The organism is Nonomuraea sp. NPDC049695, from assembly GCF_040674955.1.
Lineage (GTDB): Bacteria > Actinomycetota > Actinomycetes > Streptosporangiales > Streptosporangiaceae > Nonomuraea > Nonomuraea helvata.
In genome coordinates this window covers 1-2,843 of record NZ_JBFANV010000205.1, presented here as the reverse complement: position 1 = coordinate 2,843, position 2,843 = coordinate 1, and the positions used below count along the sequence as shown (strand labels likewise).

General features: G+C 72.0%; 1 protein-coding gene. It reads left to right on the top strand.

All coding sequences use genetic code 11. From position 1 onward, the window contains the following. A partial coding sequence (locus tag AB0J64_RS56960) for a beta-ketoacyl synthase N-terminal-like domain-containing protein (protein WP_364047102.1) occupies positions 1–2,843 on the top strand: 2,843 nt, incomplete at both ends.

Below are 2,843 nucleotides of genomic sequence, written 5' to 3'. Positions count from 1 at the left end.
GTGGTGTTCTCCTCGCTGGCCGGGGTGGTGGACGGGGCCGGGCAGGGGAACTACGCGGCCGCCAACGCTTTCGTCGATGCGCTGGCGGTGGCGCGGGCCGCGGCCGGTCTGCCGGCGCTGTCGCTGGCGTGGGGGCCGTGGGCCGAGGAGCGCGGCATGGCCGGCCGGATCAGTGCCCGCGATGAGGCGCGGATGCGCGCCGCGGGGCTGGTGTCGTTGACCGCGGGTCAGGGCCTGGCGCTGTTGGATGCCGGTCTGCAGGCGGGGCGGGCGCATGTGGTGGCGGCCCGGTTCGATCCGGCCGGGCTGGGCCGGCGTGGGGCCGATCTGCCGGTCCTGCTGCTTGAGCTGGCCGGGCCGGCCGCGCGCCCTGCCGCCGACCCCTCCCGCGCGGCTGACCCCACCGCGGATGCTGGTGCGGTGCGGCCGCTGGTGGCCGAGCTGGCTCACCTGTCGGCCCCGCAGCGGCAGCGGCGGTTGCTGGATGTGGTCTGTGGCCAGGCGGCGGCCATCTTGGGCCATGACAGCGCTGCGGCCATCGAAACGGATCGGCCGTTCCAGGATTTCGGGTTCGATTCGCTGACCGCGGTGGAGCTGCGCAATCGGCTGCACGCGGTGACCGGGCTGCGGCTCACCCCGACGCTGGTGTTCGATCATCCCACTCCCCGCGCGCTGGCGGTGCATCTGGATGCTGCCCTGTCCGGTGCCACGGCGCGCCGTCCGGTCCCGGCCGTCCCGTCCGGCGGCCCGGCTGGTGATCTGATCGCGGTGGTGGGGATGGCCTGTCGTTTCCCTGGTCAGGTCACCAGTCCCGAGGATCTGTGGCAGCTTCTGATCGACGATCGTGATGGCATCACCGGCTTCCCCACCGACCGAGACTGGAACCTGGGATCGCTGTTCCATCCGGATCCCGACCACCCGGGAACGTCATACGCCCGCGCTGGCGGATTCCTGTCCAATGCCGCCGACTTCGACCCGGAGTTCTTCGCGCTGAGCCCGCGCGAAGCGGTGGCCATGGATCCCCAGCAGCGGCTCATCCTGGAAACCGCTTGGGAGGCCTTGGAGCACGCCGGCATCGATCCGTCCGGGCTGCGCGGCACCCCGACCGGGGTGTTCGCCGGGGTAATGGCCAATGACTACGGCTCCGGCGCGGTCGCCACACCGGAGGCCGAGGGCCTGGTGGCCACCGGAACACAGGGCAGCGTGGTGTCCGGCCGGGTGTCGTACGCGTTCGGCCTGGAAGGGCCGGCGGTGTCGGTGGACACGGCGTGTTCGTCGTCGCTGGTGGCATTGCATCTGGCGGCACAGGCGTTGCGTACGGGAGAGTGCGACCTGGCACTGGCCGGCGGAGTGACGGTGATGGCCACGCCGGATGCGTTCGTGGAGTTCTCGCGGCAGCGGGGCCTGGCCGCCGACGGCCGGTGCAAAGCGTTCGCCGAGGCGGCCGATGGGGTCGGCTGGGGCGAGGGTGTCGGCGTGCTGGTGGTGGAGCGGCTGTCGGACGCCCGGCGTCGTGGGCACCGGGTGCTCGCGGTGCTGCGCGGCAGCGCGATCAACCAGGACGGCGCCTCCAACGGCCTGACCGCACCCAACGGCCCTTCGCAGGAGCGGGTGATCGCCCAGGCCCTGGCGGCCGCTGGGCTCACGCCCGGCGATGTGGACGCGGTCGAAGCGCACGGCACCGGCACCGCGCTGGGGGATCCGATCGAGGCGCAGGCGCTGCTGGCCGCCTACGGCCAGGACCGCCCATCACCGCTGTGGCTGGGCTCGGTGAAGTCGAATCTGGGGCATACCCAGGCGGCGGCCGGGGTGGCCGGTGTGATCAAGATGATCTTGGCGATGCGGCACGGGTTGTTGCCCAAGACGTTGCACGTGGATGCGCCGTCGTCGAAGGTGGACTGGTCCGGCGGGGCGGTGGAGCTGCTGACCGAGCCCCAGCCCTGGCCCCAGGACGTGGACCGGCCGCGCCGGGCTGGGGTGTCGTCGTTCGGCATCTCCGGTACCAACGCTCACGTGATCCTGGAAGAACCGCCCGCTGAGGAGCCGTCGGCCGCCAGCACTGTTGTGCCACCGTCGGAGCTCGAGGCCGGCGCGGTGCGGAACGATGGGGAGCCCACCCAAGGGCAAGCTGCCCTCCCCGCCGCAGCCTCCACCGGAACGGAAGACACCGCCGCGCTTCCGGCACCTCCGGTGCTGGTGTCGGCCAAGAGCGAAGCGGCGCTGCGGGCGCAGGCCGGCCGACTGGCCAGATTCATGACCAAGCACGACGAGGCCAGTCCGCTGGAGATGGCGACCAGGCTGGCACGCCGGACCGCCCTGGAGCATCGGGCGGTGCTGCCGGCGGCAGACCGGGAGGGTCTGCTGGCCGGACTGCGAGCACTGGCCGCCGACGAGCCGACGGCCGAAGGGTTGACGGCCGGAGTGCTGGAGCCGTCCTCGGTTATGGTGGGCCGGGCGCGGCCAGGTCGGGTGGCGGTGCTGTTCTCCGGTCAGGGTGCGCAGCGCTCTGGGATGGGCCGGGAGTTGTATGCGGCCTTCCCGGTGTTCGCCCGCGCCTTTGACGAGGCGTGTGCGCTGCTGGAAGCCGAACTCACTGCGGGCGTGGTGAGCGGCCTGGCCGGTGGGTTGAGCCTGCGGGAGATCATTCTCGGCGAGGCCGGTGGGGTGCTGGATCAGACAGTGTTCGCTCAAGCGGGGCTGTTCGCGGTGGAGACGGCGTTGTACCGGCTGCTGGAATCGCTGGGCGTGCGGCCTGATTTTGTGGCCGGGCATTCGCTGGGTGAGATCACCGCGGCGCATGTGGCCGGGGTGCTGGAGCTGGCCGATGCGTGCCGGTTGGTGGC